Origin of the sequence: Marinobacter sp. DUT-1 (assembly GCF_050379415.1) — a bacterium.
Taxonomy (GTDB): Bacteria; Pseudomonadota; Gammaproteobacteria; order Pseudomonadales; family Oleiphilaceae; genus Marinobacter.
This window is the reverse complement of the sequence record NZ_JBNRLS010000003.1, coordinates 529,315-543,748: the sequence shown is the minus strand read 5'-3', so window position 1 is coordinate 543,748 and position 14,434 is coordinate 529,315. Positions and strand designations below refer to the sequence as shown.

13 protein-coding genes are annotated in these 14,434 nt (G+C 61.1%); 7 read left to right on the top strand and 6 right to left on the bottom strand.

Annotated elements, in window-relative coordinates; genetic code table 11:
* Positions 1–3: 3 nt before the first annotated feature.
* The 3 genes from ACQUTG_RS12485 to ACQUTG_RS12475 all read right to left on the bottom strand — a co-directional run bounded on the left by ACQUTG_RS12485 (position 4) and on the right by ACQUTG_RS12475 (position 3,684).
* On the bottom strand, positions 4–891 hold the full coding sequence (locus tag ACQUTG_RS12485) for an alpha/beta fold hydrolase (protein WP_428919711.1): 888 nt from the start codon (positions 889–891) through the stop codon (positions 4–6).
* Between the two features lie 125 nt (positions 892–1,016).
* Positions 1,017–2,771, bottom strand: coding sequence for an ExeM/NucH family extracellular endonuclease (locus ACQUTG_RS12480; protein ID WP_428919710.1), 1,755 nt, complete (start codon positions 2,769–2,771; stop codon positions 1,017–1,019).
* A 10-nt stretch (positions 2,772–2,781) separates the two neighbouring features.
* Complete coding sequence (locus ACQUTG_RS12475) at positions 2,782–3,684, bottom strand: helix-turn-helix transcriptional regulator (RefSeq protein WP_428919709.1); 903 nt, start codon at positions 3,682–3,684, stop codon at positions 2,782–2,784.
* Positions 3,685–3,959: 275 nt separating this feature from the next.
* Between ACQUTG_RS12475 and ACQUTG_RS12470 the strand changes: the two genes are divergently transcribed.
* The 7 genes from ACQUTG_RS12470 (at position 3,960) to ACQUTG_RS12440 (ending at position 11,444) form a co-directional block, all read left to right on the top strand.
* A complete protein-coding gene (locus ACQUTG_RS12470; RefSeq protein ID WP_428919708.1) occupies positions 3,960–5,249 on the top strand; it encodes an MFS transporter in 1,290 nt (429 codons plus the stop codon).
* A 162-nt stretch (positions 5,250–5,411) separates the two neighbouring features.
* Positions 5,412–5,837 carry a transcriptional regulator SlyA gene (gene slyA / locus ACQUTG_RS12465; protein ID WP_428919707.1) on the top strand — a complete coding sequence of 142 codons (426 nt, stop codon included), beginning with the start codon at positions 5,412–5,414 and terminating at the stop codon, positions 5,835–5,837.
* A 10-nt stretch (positions 5,838–5,847) separates the two neighbouring features.
* Positions 5,848–7,239 carry an MDR family MFS transporter gene (locus tag ACQUTG_RS12460; protein ID WP_428919853.1) on the top strand — a complete coding sequence of 464 codons (1,392 nt, stop codon included), beginning with the start codon at positions 5,848–5,850 and terminating at the stop codon, positions 7,237–7,239.
* Positions 7,240–7,464: 225 nt separating this feature from the next.
* Positions 7,465–8,034, top strand: coding sequence for a TMEM165/GDT1 family protein (locus ACQUTG_RS12455; protein WP_428919706.1), 570 nt, complete (start codon positions 7,465–7,467; stop codon positions 8,032–8,034).
* 50 nt (positions 8,035–8,084) lie between these two features.
* Positions 8,085–9,134, top strand: coding sequence for a L,D-transpeptidase family protein (locus ACQUTG_RS12450; protein ID WP_428919705.1), 1,050 nt, complete (start codon positions 8,085–8,087; stop codon positions 9,132–9,134).
* A 22-nt stretch (positions 9,135–9,156) separates the two neighbouring features.
* Complete coding sequence (locus ACQUTG_RS12445) at positions 9,157–10,614, top strand: NfeD family protein (RefSeq protein WP_428919704.1); 1,458 nt, start codon at positions 9,157–9,159, stop codon at positions 10,612–10,614.
* A 38-nt stretch (positions 10,615–10,652) separates the two neighbouring features.
* Positions 10,653–11,444, top strand: coding sequence for a slipin family protein (locus ACQUTG_RS12440; protein WP_428919703.1), 792 nt, complete (start codon positions 10,653–10,655; stop codon positions 11,442–11,444).
* A 60-nt stretch (positions 11,445–11,504) separates the two neighbouring features.
* On the opposite strand, the gene ACQUTG_RS12435 is transcribed toward ACQUTG_RS12440, so the two are convergent.
* The 3 genes from ACQUTG_RS12435 to ACQUTG_RS12425 all read right to left on the bottom strand — a co-directional run bounded on the left by ACQUTG_RS12435 (position 11,505) and on the right by ACQUTG_RS12425 (position 14,378).
* Positions 11,505–11,783, bottom strand: coding sequence for an Lpp/OprI family alanine-zipper lipoprotein (locus tag ACQUTG_RS12435; protein ID WP_239037997.1), 279 nt, complete (start codon positions 11,781–11,783; stop codon positions 11,505–11,507).
* Between the two features lie 200 nt (positions 11,784–11,983).
* Positions 11,984–12,544, bottom strand: coding sequence for a L,D-transpeptidase family protein (locus tag ACQUTG_RS12430; RefSeq protein ID WP_428919702.1), 561 nt, complete (start codon positions 12,542–12,544; stop codon positions 11,984–11,986).
* A 118-nt stretch (positions 12,545–12,662) separates the two neighbouring features.
* On the bottom strand, positions 12,663–14,378 hold the full coding sequence (locus ACQUTG_RS12425; protein ID WP_428919701.1) for a potassium/proton antiporter: 1,716 nt from the start codon (positions 14,376–14,378) through the stop codon (positions 12,663–12,665).
* Between the last annotated feature and the right edge of the window lie 56 nt (positions 14,379–14,434).

Genomic DNA, 14,434 nt, shown 5'->3' with positions numbered 1-14,434 from the left:
CTGTCAACGCGCATGGCGCTCAACAAACCGCTCCAGTACGGCCGATGACTTGCCCGGAACCTCAAGCATGGGCAAGTGGCCGACCCGACGAAATACATGCACCTCGGCATCGGGCGTTGCGGTGTCAAACCAGCGGACGCACCGGGTCGGGGTAATCACGTCCCGGTCCCCCCACTGGACCTGCAATGGCGGCGTGTCTGTCCCCAGGTAGCGAGCCGGAGCCAGGGCGTCGGCGACCATGTCCGCAAAGATATGCCGGAGGGCATCGGTCCGGCTCAAGAGATCCGGCCCGAGCAGCCCGGCCATGGCCATGCCGGTGGCTGTGGCCTTGCCGTTGCCGACGCTGTTGAACATCCGGTAGACGCCCTTCCAGTCCTCCGGAATCAGGAGGTCGTCACGATCTGTCTCGAACGGCGCATCCAGGTCCACATCGGGGTGTTCGGGAATGCCGGCACTGTTGAGCAGGGTCAGGGATCGTGGTGCCAGTGGCATCTCGTGGGCCAGCACCGCGGCGATGGCGCCTCCCATGGAGCTGCCGACCAGATGAATGTTGTCCGTTTGCTGACCGGCAAGCCATTGGCGCAGGCGGAGCGCCTGGGCGACATAACGGTAGCTGGCATCCTCCCGGTAGTCGCTTTCGCCCAGACCGGGAACGTCCGGTACCAATAGATGCCAGTGCCGCGGCAACCGTTGCAGCCACAAAGCCCAGTTCTCTTTCATGGCCGCAAAACCATGGATCAGCAGGAGCGTCGGGCGGTCAGGGCCGGGCTCTCCCCGCTCCAGGTAAACCATGCGGTGGCCATCAACGCTGGTCACCCGGCGTCGGGCATTCAGCAGCCAGCGCTGCCCGGTTCGGGCGGCGGGCCAGAAATTCGGAGCAGGAATTCTCATCACAGGTCCTGTCGGAGTAAGACACGTCTCCAGTTTACCTGTCGTCGATCAGACAGCCTTGGCTGGACTGCCCTCCACCGCGGGCGCGTGAGTCACCGGTATCAGGCGAATTACCCAGACGGACGCTAGAGCCGAATGTCAACGATAACGGGATTGTGATCCGAGGAGCGCCAGGGCCCGACACTGCCGGGTGCAATATCAGACTGGTAGCCGAGCGACCTGGGTTCGTCGGCATTGATGCGCCAGGTGACGGCGTTCACGACTTGCCCCGCAAGACCGGCAGAAGCCAGGGCATGATCCAGCGAGCCCTTACGGCCCTTGTAACGGTAGGTGTAATGGCGGCACTGCTCAGGCGTGCAGGGGTGATAATGCGCCACCATGCTGGTGTAGCCCCGTTTTTGCAGCAGCTGCAACGGTGTTTCCCGGGTGTAGCTATTGAAATCCCCGGTGATCAGCGTACCGGCTATCGCACCCTGCGCGGGCAGGCGATCCAGCCAGTCTGCGATTGCCCTGGCGGCCCGGGTCCGGCGTTGGGCATAGCAACCCTGCCCATCGCGCTGGTCCCGCTCCGGGCCGGTGGCACCGCGGCAGGATTTGGATTTGAGGTGGGGAACCACCACCCGGACCGACTCTTTACCATTTCGTAACCGGAACGCCTGTGCCAGTGGCGGCCGGCCCGTATTGTGGAAGGGGCCGCTGGTCAACCGTTCTGCCTGGCCGACCGGGACTACCCTGTCCTGGCGATAGTACAGGGCTGTGCGGATGGCGTCGTTGCCGTCCTTTCCCGGGGTCCGGATATAGCGCCATTGGGAGCCCAGGGCCCTGGCCAGTGTTGCGGCGGCGCTGTGTTCCCCATAGCCGTCGTTTTCCAGTTCACTGACCGCCAGGATGTCAGGGTCCGGCGCGGTCAGGGCCGAGACAAGACGCGCCTGTTGTTGCCGGTAGGCAGATTCGGTTGTCGCACCTCTGGGAGTCGGAAAGTCGCCACCCCGGCCATCGCCGTTGAACAGATTGGCCAGGTTGAGGGTCATCACCCGCAGAATCGATCCGCCGGGACGCTCCGGTGCCGGCTCCCGGGGATTGGTGGCGATGAAATCCGGTGATGGCTCGGGCTGGACCCGCCATTGGCCGAACCGGAAATCCAGCACCCCACGCACCCCACGGAGGGTATCTCCGGTACGCACCGTGTTGTCGGCACCGAGACCTTCCGGTGGCCAGGGCACGGGCCGCGGATCCCGTTTGCCCTGGCCGTCATCAAGTGTGATCTGACCGTTGACCGAGCTGTCGAGCTTGCCGGCCATCGGGCCGGGCGGCAGATATTCGGTAGCAATCACCCGGTCTTGGGGCGCCAGGGTGAGTTCGCCATAGCGCGCCAGGTTATAGCTGTCGATTACGGTCAGGGGCGAGGGGATGGAGACCCGCATGTTTTCAAGGGCCTCGAGTGCGCCGGCCCCGGATAGCTGCAGTGCGATAGGTTCCGGCAAGGTTCCGGGGCCGCATACTTCCAGCTCCCGGACCTTGACTATTTCGGTGAGCCCGTGAAATTCCTTCACCTCACCGGTCACCCTGAGCCTTTGGCCCCGGCTGCCCTGATGGCGGCGGCTATAGACAAACAGTGCTTCGGAGGTGGCCGGATTGTCGTCGGTTTGATCGTCTGCCTGTTGCAGGTAAAAGCCGCGGAAACCACCTTGCCCCCGGGCGTCGAGGGTCAGGATGCCCTCCAAGGTCACGGTCTGGCCGACGAAGGGGGAGCGGTCTCCTTCGCCCTGAATGAGGGCGATGGGGGTGGCGGCGGCGCCACAGGCAGTGGCTGCCGACGCGAGAGGTGTCAGCAGAGAAAGGGCAAGAGTCGTGGCGGCAAACAGCGCGGATAATTTCACGCCGGGCAGTCTAGCAGAGTCCGGCCACCGCTTTGAGTGCCTGCTCCCGACGGCTGCCGAACCCCAGTTCATCCGGGTTGGCCAGCTCCAGTTGCTGGACCAGAGGGTCCGGATGTTCGTTGTCAAAGGTGATGCCCATGCGTGACAGGACATAAGGCGTCAGTGCGGCCCGGGTCTGGAGGGTCAGCCGGCCGCCTTGCATGCCATAGTCCCGGGCGATGATGTCCTGTTGCGCTTCGGTCAGGCGGTGATCTGGTGTGATTACCAGGGTGACTTCACGGGTCCAGTCCTCGTCGTGCTGGCAGGTGTGGCGGGCTCGCTGGCGCAGGGCTTCGGGTACCGTGCGCAGACGGCTCAGGGCAAAGTCCCGGAACTCCCGGTTGGAGTCGCACCACGCTCTCAGGTGCCAGCTGTCACCGGTGCACACAAGGGTATGGGGTTCCAGAATGGTTTCCACCGGTTCGGGGCGGCTCAGCGAGGTGTAGCTGGCACGCAACTGCCGGCCATGGCGGGTTGCGGTCACCACGGCGCGCATGGTTTCCGGAGCGATTACCCGGTTCGGGCCCGCCACTACGTGACTGTCGGGAAGGCCCAGATCCAGCGATTCAAAGGTGTGACTCAGGTTCTGTTGGCGGGCGAGCAGGTCGAGGTATTCATTGACCTCCCCACGGGTGACCACCGGCCGGAATTTTGGTGCCGGCACGTAACCCTTGAGGTGGCGGTCATACAACAGGTTGCCCGGGGCCAGCTCGCGCAGGTAAGTGTTGATGTCCTTGGATGCCTGCTGGCGGCCGATGCCAAAGCTGTGGCAAATGTGGTTGGTGGTCAGTCGACCTTCCCACAAGGCAATCGTCTCGATCAGTCGATAGCGTAACAGCAAATCCCAGCGGATGGGCCAGTCCGTCTTTTTCATATCCAGGCGCTCACGGATCCATTGAGTATCTCGAATTTATGTTACCTGCTCCGAGCCAGTCGGTCTGTTACGACCCATTAATGTAAAACACTGTAAACCCAAGGTTTAGCGACCATCCAACGATTATTCGAGCATACTTCCGGGGTCTCGGGAAGTCCCTAGTAGCCTGCACCCGGTGCCGCTGGTCTAATGCCGTTCCGGCACAGTCCGGAGGCTGGTGCTATCTTGTTGCCCGAACATTTATAGTCTGTTGTCTGCCGCCCGGAGCCGTTGTCATGACCCGAATGGTCACTTCCCTGTCTGCGCTGATCCTCAGCATTGTCCTGTTGGTGAGCGGCAACGCCTTCCTGATGACCCTGCTGGGCATCCGGTTGAGTATCGAGCAGGTGGCCCCGGACGTGATCGGCTGGGTATTGGTGTGCTACTCCATCGGTTTCGTTCTCGGCACCCTGTACGTGCATCGGGTGATTGGCCGGGTAGGGCATATTCGGGCCTTTGCGGTGTTCGCGGCCATGGCCGCGGTGGCATCGCTGATGTACCCCATGGCCCTATCCATGGTGTTCTGGGCGTTCCTGCGAGTACTCTCCGGGTTCAGTATTGCCGGTGTCCTCGTGGTGATCGAGAGCTGGTTCTCCAGCCGCGCGACCAATGCCAACCGCGGTGCCCTGTTCGCGGTGTACCAGATCGTTTTCTACCTGTCGGCGGCGGGCGGCCAGCTGGTGGTCAATGTAGGCGATCCGGCCAACTTCATGCCATTCTCGCTGGCCGCGATTCTGCTGGTCCTGGCGCTCGTTCCCCTGTCACTGACCCGAATGGAAGCGCCGGCCATTGAGCAGGCCAGCCGAATGTCCATCTTTACTCTGGCCCGACAATCCTTCTCCGGAGTTGCCGGGGCGCTGATCTGTGGGGTCATGATCGGTGGTTTCTACGCCCTGGGGCCGGTCTACGCCACCCTGGTGGGCCTCGATGTGGCGAAGACCTCCACCTTCATGGCCAGTGCCATCGTTGCAGCCATGATCCTGGCCTGGCCGCTGGGGCGGGTCTGTGACCGGTTTGATCGCCGCCGGGTCATGTTCTGGGTGGCACTGGTTGCAGCTGCGGCGGCTGGGGGTGTTGGCGTACTGGAAACGACCAATCTCGCAATGCTGACTTTGCTGGTGGGGCTGTTCACTGGTCTGTCAGCCAGTGTGTATCCCATTGCCGTGGCCATCACCAATGACCGCATGGAAACCAGCCGCATTGTTTCGGCCAGCGCCACTCTGCTGCTCAGTTACGGCGTGGGTAGTGTGATCGGCCCCATTGTCATGGCCGAGCTGATCGGGCTCCTGGGCCCCAGGGGTCTGTTCCTGGGAAACGCCGGATTCCTGGTGCTGCTGGCGCTGATCACCAGCTATCGCATCAGTCACACCGAGGATGTGCCGGTGGCAGAGCAGGAGCACTTTGTGCCGGCCATGCCCGAGACCTCTCCGGTGCTGACCGAGCTGGATCCCCGGAACGAGGAATTTCACGAATCTCCCGAGGTCGAACAGATGAAGGAGAACGAAGAGCGGCGTCAGGCTGGCTGAGGCAGATTCCTCTCGGTTTTCCCGATTATATTTTTAATCTGATATCTGTTTTTCTTTCAATGGTTAGCATACTATTGGTAACTATCCCATAATGTGAGTTTTTTGGCCGACAGCCCGGCTTCTCAGAGCGAACGGGCGGCCACCGGACAGGAGCGATAACCCATGAGAGACCAGTTTCCCTTTGCCGTTGCCCGGGTTACCCGCCGTTGGCGCAAGATGCTGGATGAGCGACTGAAGGATCTGGGCGTGACCCAGGCCCGCTGGAGCACGATGGTCTACCTGCAGCAGGGCGGTGAAGGGCTTACCCAGCGTGAACTTGCCAGCCTGATGGCGATCGAGAACCCCACGCTGGTGCGCCTGTTGGACAGCCTGGAACAGCAGGGGCTGATCGAACGCCGGCCCTGCCCCAACGACCGCAGGGCCCGCCGCCTGCACCTGACCGACGCCGGTCGGGCCTTTATGGACGACCTTTCCGAGCGGGCGGCCAAGTTGCGTGAGGAAATGCTGGAAGGCATCAGCGATGAAGAGATCGAGGGCGCGCTGAAAGTGTTCCAGAAGATCATGGAAAACGCCGAAAAGCAGAAGTAGGAGATTCATCCTGACGGATAACACGGTCGACGGACTCAGGGCCCGTTACGGCGACCGCTGGCGTTGGCTGGCGGTGTGTACGGTGATGCTCGGCACCATGGCCACGGTACTCAGTGCCACGGTGGTCAACGTGGCACTGCATGACATCATGCTGGAGTTCGGTATCCGTCAGGGCCAGGTACACTGGCTTGCGACCGGTTTCATTGCCGCCATGACCACCACCATGCTGGCCTCTTCCTGGTTGCTGGACCATTTCGGCGTGCGCAAGACCCTGGCCAGCGCCATGGTGCTGTTTACCCTGATTTCAATTGCCGGCGGCTTTGCCGGGACGCCGGACCAGCTGATTGCCGCCCGGATCGGCCAGGGCGCCATGGCGGGCCTGATGCAACCCATGGGCATGTACCTGGTGTTCCGGATCTTCCCCAGGGAACGACGGGGGCAGGCCATGGGCATCTACGGGATGGGAGTGATTCTGGCGCCGGCACTGGGCCCCGTGCTGGGCGGCTTCCTGGTCGATCAGCTGAACTGGCGTTTCGTCATGTTTGCGCCGGCCCCGGTCACCATGCTGGGTGTGTTCATGGCCTGGCGTTTCCTGCCCGTGCCACCGAACCGTCCCGAACCTTACCGATTTGATCTGCCCGGCCTGCTGCTGCTCGGGGCAACGATTGCCCTCGCCCTCGATACCCTGAACCGCATGCAGGAACTGGCCGGAGCGGAACTGCGCATCGGAATGCAGGCGCTGGTGGCGGCGGTGTTGCTGGTCCTGTTCGTGGTACGGGAGCGGTCTGCCCGGCATCCACTGGTCAACATCGCGCTCCTGCGAACCCCCGCGTTTGTCTATGCCAATCTCGGCGCCATGGCTCTGGGGCTGGCGTTGTTCGGATCCACCTACCTGGTCCCCCTGTTTGTCCAGACCTCCCTGGGGTTCAGTGCCACCGAGGCGGGATTGCTGATGCTGCCCGCCGGCATTGTACTGGGCATAACCTTTCCTCTCGCCGGGCGATTGGCCGATCGCCAGAGTGCCCGCAAGCTGGTGGTGTTCGGCATCGCCATGTTTGCGGCCTCAGCGATGTTGTTTGCGGTGTCGGATATCTCCCTGGCCTTCGGTTGGCTGGCACTGTGGACCATCCTGGGGCGTATCGGCATCGGCTTCATGTTGCCGGCATTGTCTACCGGCGCGCTCAATCCGCTCAGGCCGGAACAGCTGGGTGCGGCTTCCAGCACCATCAATTTCACCCGGCAGCTGGGTGGGGCCTTCGGTGTCAACATCGTGGCCCTGACCGTGGAATTCGGGGAGCACAGTGGTGGCCTGCCGACTATCAACGCCTTCCACAGCGCCTGGTGGCTGATTGCGGTGTTCGTCGCTGTAGCCGCCTTTCCGGTCTGGCGGATGCGGGCATAGTTGCGATCCGGGGCGCAATTGGCTAGCATGCACCCTCCTTCAGGGGAGTAGCCTCCGTGCCGGATGGTCCGGCCGGACGGTGGTCAACATACTTGGGGCTCAATCTCCATGGCCACCGTGTCCCGCATTCGCAATGCAGGGATTGGCAAGACCTGAGGCAGATCACCTCCTATGGGCGGAAGGTGGGCTGTCTCATGTCTTGGATATCCGCCCTGGAGCTTTTTGATGGACGCCTTTCTCGCCTCTACCGCTGCCGTTGCCATAGCTGAAATCGGCGACAAGACCCAGCTGCTTTCCCTTTTCCTCGTCGCACGCTACGCCAGGCGCACTCCGATCATCCTCGGTATTCTGGTCGCCACGATCCTGAATCATGCTCTCTCGGCCTGGCTGGGCGCCTGGATTGCCAGCTTGATTCCGGAAGCCTGGTTGCCATGGATCCTGTCCGGAAGCTTCGTCGTCATAGCCCTGTGGCTGCTGATTCCCGACAAGGATGACAGTGAGGATTCCAAGTTTCTGGGCATGGGTGCGTTCATGGCCACCACCATCATGTTTTTCCTCGCCGAGATCGGTGACAAGACCCAGGTGGCCACGGTTGTACTGGCAGCGAAGTTTACGGACACATTCTGGGTTATCATGGGAACAACCGTGGGGATGTTGCTGGCCAACATACCGGTTATCATGGCCGGTCGCTGGCTGATGGAGCGGATGCCATTGGCGACGGCGAGAATCAGCGCCAGCGTCCTGTTTGTACTCCTGGCCCTGGTAACCGTCTGGACCACGGCCATGAACTCCTGATTGGGTTTGCTGTCACCGTTTGCGTGCACATTGAATTTCGGAACAGAACTATGCGGTTTGGAAAGTATTGGAACATTCTGGCGCTGTTGGTTGCACTGGCGACCGTCCCGGCAATGGCGGCGACAGATGCCGCTTCGGATAAAGAGTCTGAAGCCGAGCCTGACCGGAGCCCCCGGGTTCCCACCTTCGAGCTCAACGGTGATCTCGCCGGTGAGTTGCAGGCTTTTACCACCCGCTATGAAGACACCTTCGCCAAGCTTGGCAACCGTCTGGCGCTGGGCTACCTGGAACTGGTGAAGGCCAATCCCGGGGTGGACCCCTGGCTGCCCGGGGAAGGTACGACTATTACCCTGCCCCGGCAGTATGTGATTCCGGATGAGGCCCGCCGCAAGGGTATCGTGATCAACCTGGCGGAGTACCGCCTCTATTATTTCACCGGCGATGGTGGTGTGCAGGTCTATCCGGTCGGGGTTGGTACCGAGGAGAATCCCTCGCCCCTGACCGATGCGGAAGTGACCATGCCGCTGGAGTCGCCGGCCTGGTACCCGCCGGCCAGTATCCGTGCCGAGTACGAGGCCAATGGTGAATACCTGCCGAAGATGATTCCCCCCGGCCCCGGCAACCCGCTGGGTACCCACGCCCTTTTGCTGAGCGAGAAAGGCTACCTGATCCACGGCACCAACAAGCGTTTCGGGGTCGGGATGCCGGTCAGTCATGGCTGCTTCCGAATGTACAACGAGGATATCTCGCGGTTTATCTACCAGGTCGACAAGGGAACACCGGTTCAGGTGATCCGCGATCCGGTCAAGATCGGTATATCCGGAGGAGAGGTATGGCTCGAGGTGCACCGTCCGGGTGAGGACTATTCCCGGGAGGACCGGGACGAACTCTGGCAACGGGTCTTTGCCGAGGTCGAGGGGTTCCGTGAGCGGAACCCGTCTGTAGAGGTGAATCGCCGGGCAATTGAGCTGGCGGTGGACCAGGCCGATGGCATTCCCACCATGATCGGTGAGCAGCTCACTCAGGTTGCCACGGATGAGAGTGCCGGGGAGAAATCTCCTGAAACTGGAAGTGAGCAGGAGCAAAAACTCTACTTCTGATGACTGAAAAGGGGGACATGCCATGCAAGGAAAGCAAGCCATCAGAGCCGGGAAGTCCCGGCGACTGAATCTGTTTGCGGCGGTCTTTCTTCTCGGGGCTTTGCTCGCGGGAATCTCCCTTTCCCACCATTTGCTTGCCCAGACCAGCCCGGACCGGGCCCTGGTGCTTACTGTGCAGGGTGCCATTGGCCCGGCGACCATGGACTATGTGACCCGGGGCATCCGCCGCGCGGAGTCCGAGGGCATGGGGCTGGTCGTAATCGAAATGGACACGCCTGGCGGTCTGATGGATTCCATGCGGGAGATCATCAAGACCATCCTTGCCTCCGACGTGCCGGTGGCAACCTACGTGTCCCCCCAGGGAGCCCGGGCCGCCAGCGCCGGCACCTACATCCTCTACGGCAGTCACATCGCCGCCATGGCGCCGGCGACCAACCTTGGCTCGGCGACGCCGGTCCAGATGGGTGGTATTCCCGGATCCGAGCCGGCTGAGCCGCCCGCTGAACCGAAGGAAACCGAGCAACGGTCCGAGTCGGAGGGTACAGAGGGTAGTGAAGAGGACGGTAAGCGCCGGGGAGATACCGCCATGGAACGCAAGGTTCTGGAAGACGCGGTCAGCTATATCCGGGGCCTGGCGGAACGTCATGGCCGTAATGCCGACTGGGCGGAGGAGGCAGTACGGGAAGCGGTGAACCTGGGAGCCTCAGAGGCCCTGGAACGCAATGTAATTGATGTGGTGGCCCCCAACCTGAGGGATCTGCTGCGCCAGATCGACGGCCGGACAGTCCGGATGGCTTCTGGTGACTTTACCCTGAGCACCGCCGACCTGGAGCTGGTGCGTGCCGAGCCGGACTGGCGCACCAACCTGCTGTCGGTAATCACCGACCCGAACGTCGCCTACTTCCTGATGATCATCGGCTTCTACGGCATCATCTTTGAACTGGCCAATCCCGGTGCCATCGTCCCGGGTGTCATCGGTGCCATCAGCCTGATCCTCGCGCTGTTCGCCTTCCAGGTGTTGTCGGTGAACTATGCCGGCCTGGCGCTGATCATGCTGGGGCTGGCCTTTATCGTTGGCGAGGCCTTCATGCCGAGTTTTGGCATGTTGGGGGTCGGGGGCATTGTTGCCTTTGTCGCCGGATCGGTGATCCTGATGGACGGCAGTCACCGGGATATCTCGTTACCCACCATTGGCGGTACCGCCATTGTGGCAGCGGGCTTCATTCTCTGGACAGTCACCCGCTTCATCGGTTTGCGACGGAAACACCCGGTCAGCGGTTCCGAGCAGATTACCCACGAGCAGGGTGAAGCCCTGGATGACTTCACCCGTGGCCACGAGCACTACAATGGTCATGTACGTATCAGTGGCGAGCGCTGGAATGCCCGCAGTGAGCAACCGGTGAATGCCGGTGACCCTGTGCGGGTTACCGGCATCGAAGGTTTGACGGTAACCGTCGAGGTCATCCAAGAAGAAGGCTGACCCGGCGTTCAACAGTTCACGGCAAACAAGGAGGCCGTATGATTGGTGATCTGATTCCCTATCTCGCACCGACGGTGGTGCTGTTGCTGATCCTCGGATCGGCGATCAAGATCCTGCCCGAGTATGAGCGGGGCGTGGTGTTCTTCCTTGGGCGCTTCCAGGGCGTCAAGGGACCGGGTCTGATCATTGTCATTCCCGGAATCCAGCAGATCGTCAGGGTGGATCTGCGGGTCATTGTGCTGGATGTCCCCAGTCAGGATGTCATTTCCAAAGATAACGTGACAGTTCGGGTGAATGCTGTGCTCTATTTCCGTGTGGTGGACCCTGAGCGGGCCATCATCCGGGTCGAGGATTTCAACTCGGCCACCAGCCAACTGGCCCAGACCACCCTGCGTTCGGTGCTCGGCAAACACGATCTGGACGAAATGCTCTCGGAGCGTGACAAGCTCAACGCCGATATCCAGGAGATTATCGATTCCCAGACCGAGGAATGGGGCATCAAGGTAGCGAATGTGGAGATCAAGCATGTGGACCTGAACGAGTCCATGATCCGGGCTATTGCCCGCCAGGCCGAGGCGGAGCGCGAGCGTCGGGCCAAGGTGATTCATGCCGAGGGTGAATTGCAGGCGTCGAAGAAACTGGTAGAAGCGGCCCAGGTCATGTCCGCCGACTCCGGGGCCATGCAGTTGCGTTACCTGCAAACCATGGCGGATATGAGTGGCTCGAATTCTTCCACTATCATGTTCCCGATGCCCATGGACCTGGTCCGGCCCTTCATGGAAAAGTCGTTCAGCAACAAGCAGGGTGGATCCACCGAGTCCCCCGAATAGGGAGTGGCAGGCACAAAAAAAGGCCGGGAATCCCGGCCCTTTTCAGCTGGAGCGAGCCAATTACTTCTGGCTGGCGCTCTGCAGCATGCGCTTGGCACGCTCGTTAGCTTCGTCAGCAGCTTGCTGGGCTGCGCGGGCAGCGGCCAGAGCTTCTTCTGCAGTCTGCTGCGCAGTGCGTGCGTCAGCGGCAGCGCTGTTGGCGGTGTTCAGTGCGTTCTCAGCGGTCTGCTCGGCAGAAGTTGCAGTCGCATTGGCCTCGTCGATGGCAGCCTGGTTGCTGGCACAGCCGGCAGTCAGAGCAGTAGCCATTGCAAACCCAGCGATCATCAGTTTACGCATAGTAAATCCCCTTATTGGTCGTTTTATGTCCTGAGTCTCGGAAGTGAGTATAGACCACTTCCTGTAAAACCGGGTCCGAAGGAAGTGTTTTCCATCGGAGTCGTTAAACAGTGTAAAACACTCCGAGACAAAATGTTAACTAAGGATACGCAAAATTTCTTAGCTTATGACAACAACTTAATCGTGGTGTCATGCACTATTCACGGAAGAATGCGGATCGGGGTTCCATTGGAGACCAATTGCCAGATCTCATCCATGGCTTCGTTGGTGACTGCGATGCAGCCATCGGTCCAGTCCAGGCCGACATAGGCAAAAGCCATGTCACCGGCTTCATTGGGCAAGCCATGGATCATGATGCTGCCGCCGGGATTCAGGCCCCAGGCCTCGGCCAGTTCGCGGTCCCTCGGGCTGGGGTAGGAAATGTGGATGGACTTGTAGAAATCGCTCTGGTCGTTGCGCCAGTCCAGAAGGTATTCACCCTCCGGAGTGCGCTCATCGCCTTCGTAGAGTTTGTGGCCTTCAGGGTTGTCGCCAAGCGAAATGCGATAGCTCCGGACAACGTCCTCCCCATCCAGCAAATACAACCGGCGTTCCGCTTTTTTCACCAGTACCTCGCTGATGTCGAAGCGGTCCGGTTTGAATTGTTGTGGTTCAGGCATGCGAACGTCGGCTTTCGCAAGCAATTCCGAGGCACCGGCAGTTCCTGACACCAGCAGCACAAACATGAACAGACAACGGCAAACGTTTCGAAGCAAACCCATAACCCTGACTTACCAAATATTAATATTTCTGCAAAACCGTTTATATCATAGCTCAGGGTGAGGCTGTTAAGGGGTTTTGTTAAGTTTTATAGCCACCCTTTTTCGCCATTCAGTTATTTTATGAACGGTCCATCTTCATACCCACCTTGGTGACCCGGTCAGCTTCCGTGGCCCGGGCGACCAGGGTGACGGGGCCGAGAGTCACGGTGTCCCCGACAACCGGGTGCCCCTTGGTGCGCCGGGAGAAGCACTCCGCCAGACTGATGTCCGGCGAGAGTTCATCGAACTCGATGCCATAGACCTGCTCCACATCCCCAAGCAGCGCGTCTCCATTCAGCACGAAGTCCCCGAAGAAGGCCCGTTCTGCCAGGTATTCCGGCGCATGGCGGCCGCTGAGGGCCTTACCCAGCTCAGGCAGTACGCCAGGCGTGGCAAACATGGCAACCATATCGCCACTTGAAACCTCCAGGTCCGCCTTTGGCTGCAGGCAGACCCGGTTGCGGAATACGCCGGCCACTGCGGTATTTGCCGGAAACCTCAACTGGCCCAGACGTCGGGGCGTTTCCCAGTTCTTGCCACGGAGGGGAAACAGCATCAGTTCGTGATCGCCGGCTGCGGGCGCATCCAGCGGCAGGCGACGGTAGGGATCGTCGCCGGCGGGCACTTCGAGCCGGAGTTTCCGTGCCAGCGGTGCCATGGTCGTGCCCTGCACAAGCAGTGACACCAGAACGATGAAGAACGCGGCATGGAAGACCTGTTGGGCCTCTGGCAGCCCAGCGATGATCGGAAACAGTGCCAGCACGATCGGCACTGCCCCTCTCAGGCCGACCCAGCCGATAAAGCCGAGCTCTCGACGTTTGAAGCCGAAAGGCCAAAGGGTAGCGAAGACCGTGGCCGGACGGATGACAAAGATCAGCGCCAGGGCCAGGATCAGACCGCTGCCGGCCAGGGGCAGCAATTCCGATGGCGATACCAGCAGGCCCAGCATGAGGAACAGGCACAGCTGGGCTAGCCATGCCAGGCCGTCGTGCACCTGGAGAATCATCGGCATCATGCGCACCGGACGGTTGCCGATCACTACGCCGGTCAGATAGATGGCCAGGAAACCGGAGCCGCCCAGGGCGTTGGTGGCGGAGAACACGGAAATTCCGGCAGCGGCCACCAGCAGCGGGTACAGGGATGGTGTCAGGCGGATACGGTTGGCCAGCTCCACCACGGCAAAACCTCCCAACAGACCGGCGACACCGCCGATGCCGAACTGCTGGACCAGCATTATCAATGCCGACCAGGTAGCGCCCGCCCCCTCGTTGCCAATGAGAGTGACCAGCAAAAGGGTCAGGAAAATGGCCATTGGATCGTTACTGCCGGACTCGATTTCCAGGGTGGCGCTGACCCGCTCGTTCAAGTGCAGTCCGCGCCCCTGGAGCAGTGAAAACACCGCCGCGGCGTCGGTGGAGGAGATGATGGCACCAATGAGCAGGGCGGTCAGCCACTCCAGGTCGAAGACCCATCGGGCGACCACCGCCGCTCCGGCGGCGGTCATGAAGACACCGAGGGTCGCCAGCACCAATGCCGGTCTCAGACCCACCCGGAAAGTTTCCGCCCGGGTACGCATTCCGCCGTCGAGCAGGATCACTCCCAGGGCTAGATTGGCGATCAGAAAGGCCAGCTCGAAATCGTCGAATTCGATGCCGCCGGGACCGTCCTCGCCCATCATCATGCCCACCACCAGGAAAATCAGCAGCACCGGCATGCCGACACGACTGGACAGCGGGCTGAGCACGATGCTGATCACCAGCATCAGTGCTCCGACAAGGGTGAGAGTGGGGTCCATTTAATCTCCAGACACAAGGCTTGCCCAAAAGCGGGCCGTCCGCTTATATTTCACTC

Coding starts and splice junctions, on each gene's coding strand:
- ACQUTG_RS12485 (WP_428919711.1), bottom strand. CDS start 891: ATGAGAATTCCTGCTCCGAATTTCTGGCCCGCCGCCCGAACCGGGCAG.
- ACQUTG_RS12475 (WP_428919709.1), bottom strand. CDS start 3,684: ATGAAAAAGACGGACTGGCCCATCCGCTGGGATTTGCTGTTACGCTAT.
- ACQUTG_RS12470 (WP_428919708.1), top strand. CDS start 3,960: ATGACCCGAATGGTCACTTCCCTGTCTGCGCTGATCCTCAGCATTGTC.
- slyA (WP_428919707.1), top strand. CDS start 5,412: ATGAGAGACCAGTTTCCCTTTGCCGTTGCCCGGGTTACCCGCCGTTGG.
- ACQUTG_RS12455 (WP_428919706.1), top strand. CDS start 7,465: ATGGACGCCTTTCTCGCCTCTACCGCTGCCGTTGCCATAGCTGAAATC.
- ACQUTG_RS12450 (WP_428919705.1), top strand. CDS start 8,085: ATGCGGTTTGGAAAGTATTGGAACATTCTGGCGCTGTTGGTTGCACTG.
- ACQUTG_RS12445 (WP_428919704.1), top strand. CDS start 9,157: ATGCAAGGAAAGCAAGCCATCAGAGCCGGGAAGTCCCGGCGACTGAAT.
- ACQUTG_RS12440 (WP_428919703.1), top strand. CDS start 10,653: ATGATTGGTGATCTGATTCCCTATCTCGCACCGACGGTGGTGCTGTTG.
- ACQUTG_RS12435 (WP_239037997.1), bottom strand. CDS start 11,783: ATGCGTAAACTGATGATCGCTGGGTTTGCAATGGCTACTGCTCTGACT.
- ACQUTG_RS12430 (WP_428919702.1), bottom strand. CDS start 12,544: ATGGGTTTGCTTCGAAACGTTTGCCGTTGTCTGTTCATGTTTGTGCTG.
- ACQUTG_RS12425 (WP_428919701.1), bottom strand. CDS start 14,378: ATGGACCCCACTCTCACCCTTGTCGGAGCACTGATGCTGGTGATCAGC.